The organism is Paenibacillus sp. FSL H7-0326 (assembly GCF_001955535.1).
GTDB classification, from domain to species: Bacteria; Bacillota; Bacilli; order Paenibacillales; family Paenibacillaceae; genus Paenibacillus; species Paenibacillus shunpengii.
In genome coordinates, this window is the sequence record NZ_MPVN01000002.1 from 111370 (window position 1) to 128244 (window position 16875).

Below are 16875 nucleotides of genomic sequence, written 5' to 3' on the forward strand. Positions count from 1 at the left end.
ATCACAATTTTGTAACCATGTATTATGTAAATGTTGGAAACCGTAAATTAATCAGTCTAATTCATACACAAAAATACCCCAGACATCAATGTCTGGGGCAGTTTCATTACAGAATATAATCGTTATAATACTTTGCTGAGAAAATCCTTTGTACGTGGATGCTGAGGGTTTGTGAATACTTCCTCTGGCGTTCCTTCTTCGACGATCTTACCGCCATCCATGAATAGAATTCGATCACCCACTTCACGGGCAAAACCCATCTCATGAGTGACGATGACCATCGTCACTCCGCCTTCAGCAAGCTTCTTCATGACATCCAGCACTTCTCCAACCATCTCGGGATCCAGCGCTGAGGTTGGTTCATCAAACAGCATGACATGCGGCTGCATCGCAAGAGCTCGCGCGATCGCGATACGCTGCTTCTGCCCACCCGACAATTGGTTAGGATAAATGTTCTTCTTATCAGACAATCCCACGGTCTTGAGAAGATCATCGGCAATTTTGTCGGCTTCTTGTGCAGCAATATTTTTAACCGTGACTGGGGCAAGTGTAATATTCTCTCCTACTGTCTTATGTGGAAACAGATTAAAGTGCTGGAATACCATACCCATTTTTTCACGGGTAGAGTTAATGTTATGCTTCGGATCTGTTATCGAATTGCCTTCGAACAATATGGTTCCATCTGTCGGCACTTCCAGCAGATTCAGGCAGCGTAGAAATGTACTTTTGCCTGATCCCGAAGGCCCAATTACGACGACAACTTCGCCTTTGCCGATCTCGATGTCGATTCCCTTCAGAATATTTAGATCCCCAAAGGATTTATGCAAATTTTTAACGCTTATCACTTGTTCTCAACTTCCTTTCAAATGCACCTAACAGCTTAGACAGCATGAAGGTAAGGATGAAGTAGATGACCGCGGCAATGATATACGGGCTCAGACCTTGATACGTAATACTGCGAACCGTATTCGCCTGGTACATAATATCCATCATACCGATAACGGAAATGATAGACGATTCCTTAATAATGGTAATAAATTCATTACCGATGGCAGGAAGGACTGTCTTCATCGCCTGCGGCAAAATGATATGTCTTAGTGCCGCTCCACGCGTCATACCGAGTGAACGGGCAGCTTCCATTTGTCCTTTGTCCACTCCCTGAATTCCTGCTCTGAAAATTTCTGCAAGATAGGCGGAGCTGTTAATGGATAATGTGATCACACCCGATTGCAGCGGTGACAGATTAATACCAAATACCAGGGCCAAACCATAGTGAATGATCATCAGCTGAACGAGCATTGGTGTACCGCGCAGCACCTCAACATAAGCAGTACCCAGCCACGCAAGAACCTTAATTCCCGACATGCGAACCAGTGTAATGATTAGACCAATCAGGAAACCGAAGATGACACCCAGAGCGGATAGCAATAACGTGTATCCAATCCCTTTGGCATAATAGCTGCGGTATTCCCAAGCTACTTCAAAAATATTTTTGTCTCCAGTTTTGCCTGCTGCCAGAAGACTTGCTTCCTCTACCATTTCCGTAATTCTGTCGTCTGCTTTAAGCTCAGCAAGTGTTTCATTGATGACGGCCAGCAGCTCCGTATTCCCCTTTTGTACACCAATCGCAGCATCGGATTCCGATTCATCCGGTACAGCATCAGCAAGCACAATGTCATCATTTAGGTAACCGGCAGCAACGGTATCCTCTACGATCAGCGCATCTACCCGCTCCGTTTCAAGCTGCATTATGATATCGCCGATCTTATCCAGTGAGGTTATACTCGCATTCGGCACGCCCTGCGCAATTTCCTCTTGAACAGAGCCTTTCTGAACACCGAGCTTCGAATTCTCAAGATCAGCCATCGTCTTGTACTTCTCAGTATCTTCAGCACGAATCACGACAACCTGTCTTGCTTTATAATATGGATCGGAAAAATCTATGCTTTGCCGACGTTCATCCGTCGGAGTCATACCGGATATTACAAGGTCAACACGACCGCTCTGCAGTGCTGGAAGCAGGCTGTCAAAGCCCATATCCTGGATGACCAGCTCTGCTCCCATCTTCTCCGCGATTGCCTTTGCAATTTCGATATCAAAACCTACAATTTGATCTTGACCATCTATCGTTGTATGAAATTCATAAGGGGGAAAATCTGCACTAGTTCCCAATATTAGCTGTTTGTCACTATTAGCATCCTGTGCATAAGCCGTCTGAAGTCCTGCAGGAAGCAGGATGAGCATGCACATAAAGAGCATTAGCAACCGAAATGTTTTCTTCAAGCCTTGTCTCTCCTTAACTTACATATAATTAAATTATTAATAATCGAAACATCATTATAAGTGAAAATGTATGAATATGCAATGAACTTCCAATAATTTTCACGCTTATTCGTCGGCAATCGACTCAAACAGTATGAATTCGACAAAGTTAAAGACGACATTATGCTGACAGTGCTATAATGCTTGTGTAATAAGGCCGTTTATATTCAGGCCGCCACGAGGAGAGCGATTTGAATTGAGCAAACAAACCATTAATCAAACCATTGATCAATATAGTTCCCGTTTCAAAGAGATTTCATTATATATTGGTCAGAACCCGGAGCTCGGTAACGAGGAATTTCTTGCATCCGCAAGACTTAAGGAAGAACTTATTTTCCATGGCTTTGAAGTCGAAGCACCTGTGCTTGGCCTTTCGACCGCATTTATCGGTACTTACAGCGCTGCTAAGCCCGGACCGCGAATTGCACTGCTGTGTGAATACGATGCCCTTCCTGAACTAGGGCATGCCTGCGGCCACCACTTAATCTGTATGATGAGCTTAGGCGCTGCAGTTGGTCTCAAATCCGTCATTGATGAGATCGGGGGATCCATCAAAGTATTCGGAACCCCTGCGGAGGAAACCAAAGGAGCCAAGGTACCCATGGCTGCTGCCGGATTATTTGATGACTGTGATATTGCCATGATGACGCATCCGTTCTATGCATATGAGAAATCAGGTACTTCCCTGGCCATGGATGCTATTCAATTTGAGTTCTTTGGTAAATCCTCACATGCAGCCGCAAGCCCCCATGAAGGGATTAACGCACTTGATGCCGTTATTCAAACGTTTAACGGAATTAATGCCTTCCGTCAGCAAGTGAAGAGCACGGTTCGCATCCATGGCATTATTAACCATGGCGGTGAAGCTGCCAATATTATTCCGGATTACGCCTCAGCCCAGTTTTATGTCCGGGCATCTACACGTAAAGAGCTTGAAGTGCTGACAGAACGTGTCATTAAAATTGCAGAAGGAAGTGCTCTTCAAACCGGCTGTACTTTGAAGACCTCCAATTATGAAACTTCATATGACGAGATGAACACAAATGAGATTTTGTCTGATGTCTTTAGCGCCAACTTAATAGAGCTTGGTATTAGCGAGGACGAGATCAGCACCGGAAACGATCACGGCTCCATGGATATGGGCAATGTATCTTTGAAAATTCCTGCCATCCATCCATACATTAAAATTATTGAGGAGAAGCATGCGCTTCATTCAAAAGAATTTAGAGATTTGGCTATGGAGGAACGAGCACTCTCAGGCATGCTTCTGGCTGCAAAGGCTCTCGGAAACACGGCGTATGATGTCATCACACAACCAGAACTGCTTACCCGCATTAAAACAGCCCACCGTGCAGTAAATAACATTTAAATGAAATGGATTCAAATAACATATATTAATTCCCCTCAAAAGAAAAAGAGTACCGAGTGTAATTTCTCGGTACCCTTTTTATTATGAAGCGAATAAGTTAAACCCTTATTCTACCCACGAGCTCAAGCTAGAATCGCTAAGTAGTTAAGTCTGATGTAAATCACCTCATCGCAGCCTATCGTATATATCCATATAGGCTTCTGCCGATACTTCCCAGCTGTAATCTCCGTTCATCGCATTGGACATGATCTTCTCCCAATGATCCTTTCGATCATAGAACTGCATTGCTCTTCTAATTGTAAACAGCATGTCATGTGCGTTGTAATTGGTGAAAGTAAAGCCTGTTCCTTCTCCTGTAAACTCGTTGTATGCCTGTACCGTATCATTCAGTCCGCCTGTCTCACGTACAATCGGGATGCTTCCATACTGCAATGCGAGCAGTTGGCTGATTCCGCAAGGCTCAAACATGGAAGGCATCAGAAAAAGATCACTGCCGGCATAGAATCTTCTGGATAAGCCTTCATTGAACCTTATTTGCGCTGACATCTTCTCAGGATGACGAAGACCTGCCTCATTGAACCAGTGCTCGTATGCATGTTCACCTGTACCCAGCAGAATAAACTGGACATCATCATAATACAATAGTTCATCAAGTGTTCTGCATACCAGATCCAGACCCTTGGACTCTACAAGACGAGTAACCATTGCGATAACAGGAACCTCAGGTCGAACGGGCAATCCAAGCTCCTGCTGTAGAGCAGCCTTATTTTTTAGTTTTAAATCCATATCTGCTGAGGTATAAACCGCAGCAAGATCTCTATCGGTTTTAGGGTTATAACTGTCCGTATCAATCCCATTAACGATTCCCGACAGCTTGTTGCCAAGCGATCGGAGCAGTCCATCAAGACCGTAGCCGTAGTGAGCTGTCTTAATCTCCTCAGCATAAGTCGGACTAACCGTGGTCACATGATCGGAGTACACTAAACCGGCCTTCATAAAGTTAAGATTACCGTAGTACTCTACACCATCCATTGTAAAATACTGATCATGTAAATTTAATAAGTCATGATGTACCTCATACGGGAATATACCTTGATACAACAGATTATGAATCGTAAACACCGTTCTAATCGACTGATATTCAGGGAGATGATCATAATGCGCCTTTTTGATTAGCGGAATCATTCCTGTATGCCAGTCATGACAATGAATGACATCCGGCTCGAAATCCAGATATGGTATTACTTCCAGAACTGCACGATTATAGAAGGCGAATCGTTCACCATCATCCATATAACCGTATATTCCATCTCTGCCGAAGTAATATTCATTATCAAGGAAATAGAATGTAACGCCGTTATGAACGAGACGCTCTACTCCGCAATACTGCTTGCGCCAGCCGACGTATACATCGGCCACCGTTACAGGCTCCATCTTCTCACGGTAACGGTCATTGATGCCTTTATATTTGGGTAACACAACTCGAACATCAACCCCATTTTTACGCAATGCCTGAGGCAATGCGCCGATGACATCGGCCAGTCCTCCCGTTTTGATGAATGGATGCCCTTCTGCTGCGGCGAATAGTACATTCATTAGTGCTTCCTCCTTGATCGATGCTTTCGCTCTACATATATACTGCTGGTGTGTTTATACAATCGGGACATCCTGCAGTGCTTTCTTAGTTTGTCGTTTTTTGGGCTTGACAGCTTTTTTCTTATCCTGTGCAGTCTCACTTTTGAGATCCACAGGCTTAGCGTCCGCTTTTACTCTGCCACGGGTTGTCTTCTTCAAAATAACAACACTGAGTGGCGGAAGAGTGAGAACCAGACTGTTCTGCTGTCCATGCCAGGAAGTTTTCTCTGTGCGGATCTCGTTATTTACATGCTGCCCTTCTCCGCCGAATTCTTTATAGTCACTATTAAAAATTTCTGTATATGAACCAGGTCTTGCAATTCCAATGCGATAATTCTGTCTAGCCACAGGCTGAAGATTAATGACTACGATCAGTGTGTCACCTGGCTTCTTGCCTTTTCTGAGATAGGAAATAACACTTTGTGAGTGATCATCTGCTGATATCCATTCATAGCCTTCACCCGAGTGATCCAGTTCCCATAGTCCTTTTTCACGAATATACAGTTCATTCAGCGCCTTAGAATAGGCATGGAGCTTACGATGACTCTCATAATCCAGCAAGAACCAATCTAGGGGCTCTTCGTCCTTCCATTCGATAAACTGACCGAATTCCCCTCCCATAAAGAGCAGCTTTTTGCCAGGAAAGGTCATGAAATAACCGAGGAGCGTACGAAGACCTGCGAATTTCTGCTCATAACTGCCTGGCATCTTGTCCAGCAGCGACTTCTTCCCATGCACCACCTCATCATGTGAAAGAGGTAGCAGGTGGTTGTCCGCCTGTGCATATACGACAGGAAAGGTCAGCAAATTGTGTTTATTCGGCCGATCATGGAAATCCGTTTTGAAATACTCCAATGTATCGTTCATCCAGCCCATATTCCATTTGTAGTTAAAACCGAGTCCGTCCGCGAATACAGGGCTTGTCACGCCAGGCCATGCACTTGATTCTTCAGCCATCATCAACGCATTAGGATAATAGCGGTAGATCGTCGTGTTTAACTGTTTAATAAAATCAATGGCATCCAAATTTTGGACACCGCCAAACTCATTAAGAGCGTATTGACCTTCATTTTTTTCAAAATCCAGCCTTAGCATACTGGTAACCGCATCAATACGCAGTCCATCTATATGATATTTCTCCATCCAGTAAATGGCGTTAGAGATCAGAAACGATCTCACCTCAGGCTTTGAATAATCGAAGCTCAGCGTACCCCATCCCGGCTTATCGGATTTGAGCGGATCCGCGTATTCGTAGAGCGGTGTACCGTCAAACATGCGAAGTCCGTGCGCATCTCTGGCAAAATGAGCGGGTACCCAGTCTAAAATAACGCCTATCCCTGCTTGATGAAGCTGATCAATCAGAAACATCAAATCTTTAGGAGTACCATACCTGCTGGTTGGGGCAAAATAACCTGTATTCTGATATCCCCAGGACAGATCGTAAGGATGTTCACTCAGCGGCATGAACTCGACATGAGTATAGGACATTTCATGAAGATAAGGAATGAGCAGCTCCGCCATTTCACGGTATGTATAAAAGCTCATGTCATCCTTTTGCTTCCATGTTCCAAAATGCATTTCATATATATGGAGCGGTTTATTATAAGGCTCCTTCTGTTTGCGACGCCAAGCCGCATCATGCCATACATATCCTTCGATATCCGCTGTTATCGATGCCGTTGCCGGTCTTACTTCTGCATGGAAGGCATAGGGATCTGCACGGAGCAAGGATTCACCTTGGGGAGAAATAATATGATATTTGTAAAAAATTCCTTCTTTTATTTCAGGAAAAAAACGAGTCCAAAGCCCCGAATCGGGTATCTTATATAAGAGATCAGACTCGTCAAGGCCATGATAACCGTTCCGATCGTGAGCAAGACCCACTTTTATCGCGTTGGGAGCCCATACCGTAAATCGGTAACCCTTAACTCCGTCTTCCACAACGGGGTGTGCCCCCAGAAAGTGATGACTGAAATGAGACGTCCCTTCATGAAAATAATAAATATCTTTAGAAGTGATGGATTGTTCCAACCATTTGTTCTCGATCAAAAGATCACCTGCTTTTTTAATTAGAATTTCAAACACATTATTACCCCATTTTCACCAATTTGAATAGCAAAAATAGCTCAAAAAACATTTTTTTATTTATTTCTCAAGTTTTCTGAAAATGTTGTTTCACGGATGAAGGTCGCCGTTTAATAATATCTCAACGTCAACATTAACATTCGGGAGGGAAAACGAAATGGCTAAGAAAGATTGCATCGCCATGTTGCTCGCAGGAGGAGAAGGAAAGCGCCTTGCGCCTTTGACATCGAGCATTGCTAAACCTGCTGTTCACTTTGGTGGAAATTATCGAATTATCGATTTTCCTCTCAGCAACTGTGTAAATTCAGGAATCGATACAGTAGGAGTATTAACACAATATGAGGCTGAATCACTGCATCAGCATATTGGTGAGGGTGAGCCTTGGAGACTGAACCAATCAGGCGAAAACGGCATATCACTCCTTCCATCATGGAATATCGGTTGTGAAGAAGGATATTGCGGAACTGCTGATGCTATATATAAAAATATGGAATTTATCGACCAACATGATCCAGAGGACGTACTTATTCTCTCCGGAGATCACATTTATCAAATGGATTATCGTGAGCTGCTTCAATACCACACCAACAAAGGTGCTAAGGCTACAATCGCTGTTATTGAAGTGCCATGGAATGAGGCGCATCGCTTTGGTGTGATGGGTGCGGATGAAGACATGCGTGTTACCGAGTTCGTTGAGAAGCCAGCAAAACCAGAGAGTAACCTAGCTTCAATGGGTATTTATGTATTTAAGTGGAGCTACTTGAAGGAGCATTTGCTTCGCGATGCAGCCATTCAGGAATCTGGGCATGACTTTGGTAAAGACCTGATTCCCGCTATGCTTACAAGCGAAGATCCGCTATATGTATACAACTTCAACGGGTACTGGAAAGATGTTGGCACCGTTCAATCACTGTGGGATGCCCATATGGACCTCTTGAACGGAATAACCTTAAACAAGGAAACTGAACAAACATGGCCGATGTTTACCCGCCAATGGCGTACCAAACCAAGTGCCCATAAACCGAGAACAAGCAGCTTCGACACTTGTATGGTTCATGATTCATGCGCCATTGAAGGTAATGCAGACCGTTCGGTCATCTTCTACGGTGTCGAGATTGGTAAATCCAGTTCCATTAAAGACAGTGTAGTGATGCCGAATGCGAAGATTGGTCGTAATGTAACGATCGAGCACGCGATTATTGGCGAAGGTGCCATTATAAGAGATGGCGCAGTCATCAAAGGCAAAGTGGACGAAATCGTGGTCATTGGACCTTATGAGACCGTCGTTTCTAAGCCTGCGGTACGTACTCAGCCTAATCGTCTGCTCAAAGAAGTATATGAAAAAACAGGCCGCCTTCGTGCGGAAGGCTTATCCTCATAATAACATTTTCAAATGAAAAGAGCACCCCTCTTATAGGAGTGCTCTTTTCACTTTTTATAATACCCGCGCTTACTTACGTTCTTAACGTTCGTACAAATTAACGACCCGGACCCCCATATCCGTTACACCTTGATGCTTGAACCCAAGACCTTGGTAAAATGCGTTCAGCTTAGGACTGTGCGTAATACAATCCAGCCTTAGTGCCTTCTTACCTTGGGAGAGGACAATCTCTTCTGCCGCTTCAAGCAGCCACTCACTAATTCCACGTTTCCGGAACGCTTGGCGAACCGTTAGTCGATGCAGATAGCCGTATTGACCATCATTAAGCGGGCCCCAATACGATGGATCACTGCCTTGCAGCGTGAACATACCGACTGGTTCTTGATTCAGATAAGCGGCATATACTTCACGGTCATCAAAATAGGAGCGGACAGATTCCGGGGTAAACATGTCCGGTGTCCAATGCTTCAATTCGCTTGCGACCATCCATTCCGCTGCTTCCTTCAATAGAAATACAATATCATTCGTTTCATCAGGGGTGGCTTTAACGAGTACAAGCATGCCCTCTTGTTCTTCTCTTTGCTTAATGAGCTCCAGATTGTCTAACACGATCTCTCTCCCCTTCAATAACCATTTTATGCTTCAATGGTTCCTTGCTGATCCTGCTCTTCATGAGACTCTTCCTGCAAGGCAGGCAAGCGAACCGTTACTGTCGTCCCGTTGCCGAGTTCACTTTGCATGTTCATGGTGCCCCCATGAAGCTCGATGAGCTGCTGGCTGATAGCAAGTCCAAGACCCGTACCTCCATGCTGGTGATCCACTTGATAGAAGCGGTCTTTTACTCTTGCTAAGTGTTCTTCACTGATGCCGATCCCCGTATCCTGAACCGACACGATGATGAACTCATCTTCCCGTTGAAGTGTAATGTGGATCCAAGAATTCATGTGCGAGAACTTGATTGCATTGTCAATGACATTCAGAAATACCTGCTTCAAACGATTGCCATCGCCAAGAATAAGATATTCCTCTTCCTCAGCGTCCATCTTCAGCTGGATTTGCTTCTGCTCTGCCTTGGCCCATACATTCAGCATCACTTCCTGCATGATTTCACGTACACTAACCGGACCTTTAACCATTTTCATTTCGTTTTGCTGCAGTTTGGAGAAATCAAGCAGTTCCTCTACAAGCCCGATTAATCGATTCGTTTCATTCGATATAATCTTTAGACCCATCCGCGTCTCATCAGGATCATAACCTCCGGATTCAAGCGTTTCGTTCCAGCCTTTGATGCTGGTAAGCGGCGTCCTGAGCTCATGAGAGATCGACGAGATAAAATCATCCTTGACCTGGTTACTGCGCACAATTTCTTGAGCCATATAATTCAGCGTAGAGGCCAGCTCTCCAATCTCATACTTGTAATCCCCTTCAATCCGAACATCAAACCGGCCCTTTGCCATTTCAGCGGAGACTCCTGTAATAATGTTGATGGGCCTTACAATGGAATTGGCGAGCCCGATACTAATCGTAAAGACAAGCACGAGGACACCAACGACAATCAGACTGGACCAGATAAGGATATCAATTAGTGCTTCATTGACACGCTCCATGCTTGTTACGTAACGGGCGATGTACACATTATCATTACCGTAGTCGATCTTCGTCGACACGGCCATTACAGACTCACCCGTTACGGAGTCTTTCCCGATCCAGCGCCCTGTGCTTCCCTTCAGTGCCTGAGGTATATCACTTGTCTGAATCGTCCGGTCGGACTCGAAGCCTGAGGACAAGGCAAGTACATTTCCTTCTGTATCCAATATCTCAAGTGAGGTGTTGTCCAGCTTGAGATAGTACATCAGATTGGAAATAAACGAGCTTTCGTTGCTGCTGTCTATAAATGAAGAATTATAGTATCGGATTACATTTTTCGAATTGGATTCAATGTAATTATAGATACTGTCATAATAATATTTCTGCATCGCAACCAGGAAAATAGATTCGATCAGCAATAGCGCAAGCAGAACGAGAATAAAATATTGCAGAACTATTTGCCTGCGTATGCCTTTCATCATTGAGCTCTACCCTTCCACTTGTAGCCATGCCCCCAAACCGTTTGCAAGTATTCCGGCTCTGAAGGGTTGTCTTCAATTTTTTGCCGCAGACGCCGAATGTTCACGTCCACGATTTTGGGATCTCCCATATATTCTTTGCCCCAGACATGATCTAGAAGCACATCACGACTAAGCGGTGTATTTTCTTTCTCCAGGAAGAATTGCACCAGTGAAAATTCGGTTGGTGTAAGTTCAATTGCTTGACCGTTTCTTTTGAACAGCTTAGAAATAAGATCTAATGAGAACGGACCTGATTCAAATGTGACCTTGGCAGCTGTTTCACGGTGAACGTTCACTCTCCGGAGCAGTGACTGAATCCGTGCAATAAGCTCAGTAGGACTAAATGGCTTGCTGACATGATCATCCGCTCCAACGGATAACGCATAGACTTTATCTTGCTCCTGCACCTTAGCTGTCAAGAAGATGATCCCGATGCGTTCGTTTGTTTCCCGAATTCTGCGGCAGACTTCAAAGCCATCTATTCCAGGAACCATGACGTCCAGAAGCGCAATATCGATATCATTTACAGAGTTGATAATTCTCATGGCCTCCATGCCGTCTCCTGCTTCAAGCACTTCAAAGCCGTTTCGCTTCAAGTTCAACACGATAAAACTGCGGATCGATTCCTCATCTTCCATAATCAATACTTTACTCATTTATTCACTCATTCCTTCCTGTTCCATCTCTTGCGGGATATTATCCGATTCAGTTACACCTGCCTGTTTGGGTAAACGATATCCGATGACCTGATTGCTCGACCGGACGATCTGTTTCCATTCAACTTTTACTTTCTCCCACTCATCAAGTGAGAAGAATTTGATCTCTGCTACGGTCTCATCCGTATCGACCAGCTTGAAGCGAAGGTATTTATCCTTGACCGATTTCGTATCCAGTGTAACATTTCCGTGCTGCTCAGGCTTAAGGTTGAAATAAAAACGATCCTGGTCATCACGGTACTGCTGCATGACAAAGGTCATGTCATCCTTCCCGTTCCACTGATAGAAGGAATAGAAGTAGAGCTTCTCGCTGTCGACGAACATCTCCCATCCTGGCGGAATTTCCAGCAGTCCAAATTCAACAATTCCATCGTTGTTAATATCTTCACTTATAATTTTTCGTGGCTTGAAGGTGATATCAATTCCTTTATAGGCCTCAACAAGCTGGTTGTTCTCCATATACACAACATCTGTATAGGAATTTGACGCATCTAGACCAATATCAAGCAAAATACCTGTATGATTCGGTGAGATTTTACCCGCTGATACGTTGTAGAAATCCCTCATGCGAGTTTCGATTGTCAGCTTGTCAATCGGTTCGAATACTTCATCTTTATATTGATAGACCGTTACGGTCCCTTGACCGCTTGTCGGCAATATATTCATAATTGTCAGATCATTAATTCCGTCACCATTCATGTCCATCGGATTGCGGGACTCATCTACAATGACATACTTGGAATAAGGCATTTCCAGTATCTTTTGAAGGGTGCTGCCATTATAGCTATAGGATGCGAGCCAGTTCTGTGCATTCTGCTCTACACTGTTGGAGAAGCCGGCGATAATCTCCAGATCGTCATCTCCTGTGATGTCCTGCAGCCGAAAGGAATTGAGGACGGATCCAAGACCATCAAAGGTTAATTTCTTGACCCAGGTAACCCCTCGCTTCTCTAGCACCATCCCATGAATTTTCACTTCTTCATCTGGTGTGTCGTAGAAGACGACAGCCTCCATTATTCCGTCATTATTCAAATCCTTCTGAATAATCTTGTTAGACATCTCTCTTGGCTGTGTAATCGTAGAGCCTTCAGGCAATTCCCCCTGAATAACGCTGAGCAGATTCTCCCGCTCCGATGTCAGCTGCGGCGTTTTCATAAGCGACTTGGGATCGTTGAAAGAATCAAGTCCGTTCGCGCAGGCAGTAAGCAGCATAAGTACGGCAAACAACAGCACTGCATGAAATATCCTTTTTATATGTTGTGCATTTAACACCTGATCACTCTTTCCACTCGTTAAATCTTGTTTTTTTCGTGCATGGTCAGACGCCGGCCCCGGATATCAAAGGCAATTCTTCCTTCAGATAGCCCCCATATCCTTGCCGCATGACGTTCCGCTAGCTCGATAGGAAGTACGGCAATCACAGTAACATTTTCTTCCGAGCACAGCTTTTTAAAATTCTCAAGCACACTGTCTGCTGACTTCGGATCGAGTCCAATAACAGGCTCATCCGCCAAAATAACCTTGGCGCCATGAGTCAGTGCTCTTGCGATCGCCACACGCTGCCGCTCTCCCCCGCTGAGCTGTCCAGCCTTCATATGGGCTTTATCAAGCAAACCAACACTCTCAATAATGTCCATGGCTCCCATATAATCATCCGAACGCACCATCCCCGTCACCATTCTCCACCAAGGCGTTTGCCCAGAACGTCCAATAAGCACATTCTTGAGCACCGTCTTATTCGTGAACAGCTCTGGGTTCTGCTCTAAATAGGCCCACTCGCGCTTAATCTGCTTTTTACCAGCATAACCAGCACCAAAGATATCAGTACCATGTACCGTAAATTTTCCTTTATCCCATTGTTCCTTCAGGGCCAAACAACGAAGAAGCGTGCTTTTGCCGCTGCCGCTGCCGCCCACAATCCCGATAAATTCCCCTTGCTGCATGTCAAAGCTTATCTCACGAAGCACCGGAAGTTTGTCCGGACCTACGCTTTTTGCTAGATTCTCTACTCTGATCATTTACGCTTAAACTCCTCTTATCCGTAGATTGTATATTCTTAGTTTATTGGAAAAAGAGTCGATTTACCATATGAGAACAAACATTCCTCAGATTCGTTATATATTTGATCCCTGTTTCGATCGAAAAAAGAAGCCTGCTATTCCAAATACCAAGTAGCATCCGCCAAGTAACCAGAACATAGCGCCCGGAGTACCGAGGCCCAGCATGATACCTCCTAGATTCGGTCCTAGGATGCTTCCTATATTAAATTGAAAAGAAGCGACGACATTCGCAGATGGAAGCAGCTGCTTAGGAAGAATATCCGCCGCATAAGCGAGCCCCAGCGAGAAGAATGAACCCACCAGTCCACCAGCAAGTGTAAGAAGAATCAAGGTATACCAAAAATGAGTGCCGACCACTGGTATCATCAGAAAGAATAAACCACCTAATATTCCACTGATCATCAGTATCTTTTTACGCCCGTATTTGTCACTAAGTGCACCTAGCGGGAGCTGCAGCAGCAGTCCGCCAATCCCCACAAAGGGCAGGAGCGTTGAAATGTCATTCTCAGAGAAGCCGCTTCGAAGCCCATATATTGGGAAGTTACTGTTCATTCCCGACTCCATATAACCGTACAGGAAGGCTGGAAGAAGTGCATACCACGCAAGCATGAAGCCTTTTCTGTACCGCCCCTTGACCTGGTCCGTCGTACTCATTTTCTCCGGGCGTGCATCCGGCAGTCGTAGTGCAAAGAACAGCACAACAAGCATGATCAGAAACAATATGGCGAACGGCAGTATTTGATTGGTATCCAGCAATTTAATACCTAACGGCCCAAGACTAAATCCAATACCGTATGACATTCCGTAGATAGATATATTTCTCCCTCTTGAGCCCGGTGGTGTCACCAGCAGAACCCATAGCTGTGTTGCATAGTGTAATGCGCTGTCTCCAATGCCGACCAGAAACCGAAGCAGAAACCATAATCTCAGGTCCGGGATGATCGGAAATAAAATTAACGGGATCATGACGACGATAAGTCCGGCAACAATCAATTTCTTAAAGCCGACCGCACCAAGAATTCGTTCTGCAACCAAAGTCATGGCAAAAGAACCGACATACATGACTGCGGCATTCATGCCGTTCACACTTGATGATACGCCCATCTTCTCGATAAATATGGAAAGAACGGGTAATAATAAACCTTGACTTAAGCCTGCTACAATAATGATTGCAATTAATATCAAAAAATGCCGTGATGATCCTTCTTGGTGTATTCCCTTCTTCAATGCGAACCTACCTTTCAATTGAACAAAAAGAAAAATCGTCATCGCTGACGACCTGTCACTGTCCTCTATTATAGTCCTCAGACAGTGGAAACGGGTTACAAAGTATTCAACATTATAGTGGACAATACGCCCAAATACAAGCGATAATGAAATGAACGCTTACTTTTTGTAAAAGATAAGCTGATACCTGTGATAGGAGGTCTGTTTATACAGATGAGTTATCAGGTGAAAGTTGACGTTTCTCCCATTTACGAGCTGCTGAACAGCTTTATGGTCTATGTGACGAGAAGATGGGTTCGCAGTCTTGATCTCGGTCCAGAATGGATTGAGAACATAGACAGCACACTAAGCTTGGATGTACGGGATTCCATTAGAGCTGCCGCTGCATGGCCTTTCAGCGATTATGATGTGCTTTTTGCATGGACAGCGCTGCGAGAGCAGACGAGCGAGGTGCAGCCATTCCTTGAAGAAATGTCTGACAGACCGATTGAGGAGCTCTTTCATATCGTTCGTTCCGTGCTTCCAAGCCTGACGATTGAAGAAGCTTCCCGCATTCGTGATCATTACATTCCCCTGCTTCAGCTATGGGACAAGCATTATTATCAATCGCTCCTTCCTGAATACCGGAAGCTAATAGAGGAAGACAGCTCAGAGAAAGAACTGCTATTGACCAAGATGAGTCCTGACCGACTGGTTGACTATGCAACAGCAGGCCTTATCGTGGAAGACATACCAGGGTTAAAAAAAATTATATTGTTTCCCACCGTTCATAACAGGCCGATTAATATGTATTGCTTCTATGAGGGTATGCTGCTAATCCAGTATCCGGTTGATGTGCCTGAAGAACGTGATGATGAACCGCCTGTCAGCTTGCTGAGACTTACCGAAGCCATTTCTGATCCTGAGAGACTGCGCTTGCTTCGTTATATATCCAATCAGCCTAAATCCATTAAACAGATGTCCAGTGAGCTCGGTCAGTCCGAAGAATTTCTTCGTCCCCATCTCATGGCTCTTCGTGTATCCGGCTTGCTGCAAACCCACTTAGGTGAGGACCAAAGTGAAAAATATAGCCTTAGAACCGACGGACTATCAGAGCTTAACATGTATCTGGAAGCTTACATTCAAATATGACAACGTTAGAACAGCAAGGAGTGAAAATAATGAAATCCTACGTACCGCAGCAGATTATATTTGATCTTGACGATACACTCATACACTGCAACAAATACTTCAATTTAACGCTCGGTGCGTTTTACGAACTCATGCAGGAATGGTTTTGCGATTACAACATTACGATTGATGAAGTGAGATCGAAGCAAATAGAGATCGATGTGTCCGGGGTTAAAATTTTCGGCTTCGCCTCCCAGCACTTTCCACAATCCCTGATTGATACATACGTATTTTTCTCCAAAAAAGTTCACAGAGCCATTGACCAGGATGAACAGGCCCAGCTCCAATCGCTTGGTATGAGCGTATACGAACAGGAGGTTGAAGCTTATCCTGGCATGGTAGAAACGCTGGAGCTGCTCCGTGACCAGGGTCATACGCTCCATCTGTATACAGGTGGAGAGCGTATGATCCAACAGCGCAAAATCGACCAAATGAAGCTTGGCGAGTACTTTGATGATCGAATCTACATTACGAAGCACAAAAATATCGAGGCACTCGAAGCCATCATGCAGAAGGGGAATTTTGACCGCTCCGTCACCTGGATGATTGGCAACTCGCTGCGTACGGATATTGAGCCTGCAATAACTGCAGGAATCCATGCAATCTACATCGAGCAGGACGTGGAATGGCAATATAACGTAATTCAGCTGAACAAGCCGGACAATTATTCCTTATACACGATCAAAAAGCTGGTCGATGTTCCTGATGTAATTCAAGGATACTTATCCGGTCTGCAAAATTAAGGCGTAATTTAAAAAAGAACTGTCCTCTCCCATTCAAGATTGCTGTTTGGGGAGTGAGA

14 protein-coding genes are annotated in these 16875 nt (G+C 44.6%); 4 read left to right on the forward strand and 10 right to left on the reverse strand.

Annotated elements, in window-relative coordinates; genetic code table 11:
- Positions 1–122 precede the first annotated feature (122 nt).
- Both BK126_RS11155 and BK126_RS11160 read right to left on the reverse strand, forming a co-directional pair.
- Positions 123–845 carry an amino acid ABC transporter ATP-binding protein gene (locus BK126_RS11155; protein ID WP_076312744.1) on the reverse strand — a complete coding sequence of 241 codons (723 nt, stop codon included), beginning with the start codon at positions 843–845 and terminating at the stop codon, positions 123–125.
- Positions 832–2283 carry an ABC transporter substrate-binding protein/permease gene (locus BK126_RS11160; RefSeq protein ID WP_076312745.1) on the reverse strand — a complete coding sequence of 484 codons (1452 nt, stop codon included), beginning with the start codon at positions 2281–2283 and terminating at the stop codon, positions 832–834. The genes BK126_RS11155 and BK126_RS11160 overlap by 14 nt, the downstream gene beginning before the upstream one ends.
- Positions 2284–2518: 235 nt before the next feature.
- Here BK126_RS11160 and BK126_RS11165 point away from each other — a divergent pair, with 235 nt between their 5' ends.
- Positions 2519–3691 carry a M20 family metallopeptidase gene (locus BK126_RS11165; RefSeq protein WP_076312746.1) on the forward strand — a complete coding sequence of 391 codons (1173 nt, stop codon included), beginning with the start codon at positions 2519–2521 and terminating at the stop codon, positions 3689–3691.
- A gap of 165 nt (positions 3692–3856) precedes the next feature.
- Here BK126_RS11165 and glgA read toward each other — a convergent pair whose 3' ends face one another.
- Both glgA and glgB read right to left on the reverse strand, forming a co-directional pair.
- Positions 3857–5287 carry a glycogen synthase GlgA gene (gene glgA / locus BK126_RS11170; RefSeq protein WP_076312747.1) on the reverse strand — a complete coding sequence of 477 codons (1431 nt, stop codon included), beginning with the start codon at positions 5285–5287 and terminating at the stop codon, positions 3857–3859.
- Positions 5288–5341: 54 nt separating this feature from the next.
- Positions 5342–7402 (reverse strand): 1,4-alpha-glucan branching protein GlgB, encoded by a 2061-nt coding sequence (gene glgB / locus BK126_RS11175; protein WP_256702868.1) that lies wholly within the window; start codon positions 7400–7402, stop codon positions 5342–5344.
- Positions 7403–7568: 166 nt separating this feature from the next.
- Between glgB and BK126_RS11180 the strand changes: the two genes are divergently transcribed.
- Entirely contained in the window at positions 7569–8792 is a 1224-nt protein-coding gene (locus BK126_RS11180; protein ID WP_076312748.1) for a glucose-1-phosphate adenylyltransferase, read from the forward strand.
- 81 nt (positions 8793–8873) lie between these two features.
- On the opposite strand, the gene BK126_RS11185 is transcribed toward BK126_RS11180, so the two are convergent.
- From BK126_RS11185 to BK126_RS11210, 6 genes are all read right to left on the reverse strand, one after another.
- Positions 8874–9401: a GNAT family N-acetyltransferase gene (locus tag BK126_RS11185; RefSeq protein WP_076312749.1), complete on the reverse strand. Its 528-nt coding sequence runs from the start codon at positions 9399–9401 to the stop codon at positions 8874–8876.
- A 26-nt stretch (positions 9402–9427) separates the two neighbouring features.
- Entirely contained in the window at positions 9428–10861 is a 1434-nt protein-coding gene (locus tag BK126_RS11190; protein ID WP_076312750.1) for a sensor histidine kinase, read from the reverse strand.
- Entirely contained in the window at positions 10858–11556 is a 699-nt protein-coding gene (locus tag BK126_RS11195; protein ID WP_047910605.1) for a response regulator transcription factor, read from the reverse strand. The genes BK126_RS11190 and BK126_RS11195 overlap by 4 nt, the downstream gene beginning before the upstream one ends.
- Positions 11557–12849: a hypothetical protein gene (locus tag BK126_RS11200; protein WP_083655859.1), complete on the reverse strand. Its 1293-nt coding sequence runs from the start codon at positions 12847–12849 to the stop codon at positions 11557–11559.
- A gap of 59 nt (positions 12850–12908) precedes the next feature.
- Positions 12909–13634 (reverse strand): phosphonate ABC transporter ATP-binding protein, encoded by a 726-nt coding sequence (locus BK126_RS11205; RefSeq protein WP_076312752.1) that lies wholly within the window; start codon positions 13632–13634, stop codon positions 12909–12911.
- 96 nt (positions 13635–13730) lie between these two features.
- A complete protein-coding gene (locus tag BK126_RS11210; RefSeq protein WP_256702806.1) occupies positions 13731–14903 on the reverse strand; it encodes an MFS transporter in 1173 nt (390 codons plus the stop codon).
- Positions 14904–15116: 213 nt separating this feature from the next.
- Here BK126_RS11210 and BK126_RS11215 point away from each other — a divergent pair, with 213 nt between their 5' ends.
- Positions 15117–16034 (forward strand): ArsR family transcriptional regulator, encoded by a 918-nt coding sequence (locus tag BK126_RS11215; protein ID WP_076312753.1) that lies wholly within the window; start codon positions 15117–15119, stop codon positions 16032–16034.
- A 29-nt stretch (positions 16035–16063) separates the two neighbouring features.
- Positions 16064–16816, forward strand: coding sequence for an HAD family hydrolase (locus BK126_RS11220; protein WP_076312754.1), 753 nt, complete (start codon positions 16064–16066; stop codon positions 16814–16816).
- The last annotated feature ends 59 nt before the right edge of the window (positions 16817–16875 follow it).

What these genes read in the sequence shown, in the direction of transcription:
- glgA (WP_076312747.1), bottom strand. Translation starts at nt 5,287, where the DNA reads ATGAATGTACTATTCGCCGCAGCAGAAGGGCATCCATTCATCAAAACG.
- BK126_RS11190 (WP_076312750.1), bottom strand. Translation starts at nt 10,861, where the DNA reads ATGATGAAAGGCATACGCAGGCAAATAGTTCTGCAATATTTTATTCTC.
- BK126_RS11195 (WP_047910605.1), bottom strand. Translation starts at nt 11,556, where the DNA reads ATGAGTAAAGTATTGATTATGGAAGATGAGGAATCGATCCGCAGTTTT.
- BK126_RS11220 (WP_076312754.1), top strand. Translation starts at nt 16,064, where the DNA reads ATGAAATCCTACGTACCGCAGCAGATTATATTTGATCTTGACGATACA.
- BK126_RS11205 (WP_076312752.1), bottom strand. Translation starts at nt 13,634, where the DNA reads ATGATCAGAGTAGAGAATCTAGCAAAAAGCGTAGGTCCGGACAAACTT.
- BK126_RS11180 (WP_076312748.1), top strand. Translation starts at nt 7,569, where the DNA reads ATGGCTAAGAAAGATTGCATCGCCATGTTGCTCGCAGGAGGAGAAGGA.
- BK126_RS11215 (WP_076312753.1), top strand. Translation starts at nt 15,117, where the DNA reads ATGAGTTATCAGGTGAAAGTTGACGTTTCTCCCATTTACGAGCTGCTG.